This is a genomic window from Paraburkholderia sp. SG-MS1 (genome assembly GCF_012275575.1).
Lineage (GTDB): Bacteria > Pseudomonadota > Gammaproteobacteria > Burkholderiales > Burkholderiaceae > Paraburkholderia.
Window position 1 is genome coordinate 1 of the sequence record NZ_NPIH01000023.1, and the last position, 1,227, is coordinate 1,227.

General features: G+C 67.6%; 1 protein-coding gene. It reads right to left on the reverse strand.

Annotation, left to right across the window (positions count from 1 at the left end; all coding sequences use genetic code 11):
* Window positions 1-25: 25 nt before the first annotated feature.
* A partial coding sequence (locus tag CIC12_RS01845) for a cellulose biosynthesis cyclic di-GMP-binding regulatory protein BcsB (protein ID WP_174771863.1) occupies window positions 26-1,227 on the reverse strand: 1,202 nt, incomplete at its 5' end.

A 1,227-nucleotide genomic window follows, 5' to 3' on the forward strand; every position in this document is an offset into this window, starting at 1 on the left:
CCTTGCCCCTCACCGGCGTCATCGATCAGACTCCCCGGCGGCGCGCGGCCAGTTCCTGCAACGCGGTGAACGCGCCGATCGCCAGCAGCAGCCCGGCCAGCGCGCCGAGCACGCCGAGCAGGACCGGGTGCTGGATCGCCCGGCTCCACAGTTGCGCATACCACGGCACATAGCCGACCAGATATCCGTCGCCAACGCGCATGCTGTCCACTTCGCCGCCGCGCAGCAACGCGACGTCGCCCTGCAATTGCGCGACGCGGTCGGGCTTCTCGAGCATGTCGAGCAACTGCGACAACTGCTGCTGATCGGTGGCGGTCAGCGCGACCACGCTGCGTCCCTTGCTGCCCGGCAGCTCGAAACCCATCAGCGCGGCAAGCGCGCCGTCGCGATCGATACGCGCGCTGCCGTCCGGCAGATGCGCGCCGTTGCGCCACTGCTCCTTCACTGAAAACGACGCACGCGTAATCGGACCGTCAGAAGCGCCCTCGTTCGATGCCGCGCCGATGCTCAGCGGCAGCGCGTCGCGCCAACGCGCGAGCAGCGGCGCCGAGCCGCTGCCGCCGATCACGAGCAGATCCTTGCCGCTCAGGAGCGCAAGCTCGCGAGGCCGCGCGATCTGCACGCGCAGCGCCGGATAGCCGGTCCACTGCCCCATGTGGCCGAGCATCGTCAGCATGCTTTCGATTTCCTGCGGCGCCGGGTGCTCGGGAAGCACCACGGCTGTCTGCGAGAGATCGGCATAGCGGGTGAACGGAAAGCCGCTGTTCGCGAAGTACGCGAGGTTTGGCATCTGCGCGTAGTGGACGAAGCCCGAGAAGTCGATCGTGGAATCGGGATCGACCGCGGCCTGCACCGGATTCGAGGCCACCGACTGGCACAGGCCGGTCTTCTGCGAATCCAGATTGAAGCGCAACTGCAACTGGTTCGAGCTGCCGACGCGAAAGGCGGGAATGTCGAGCGCGCTGCTCGACCGGTTGCCGCCGTTCGACAGCACCGGCAGTTGCAGACGGCCTTGCGCGTCGTCGGCGCTGGCCGGCGCAAGGCGGTACGATTTGACGAGCTGGTCGTTGATTTGCACCGCGAGCGCCGAGTTGTTCTGCACCGTCGGGGCGGTGTAGCGGTATTTCAGGTTCAGCGGCACGCCCGCGCCGTTCCAGGAGAACAGATCGGCGGGCACGCGCAGATTCAGCCGGATTGCGTCGGGCGCGCTGCCCTGCACCTGCAACT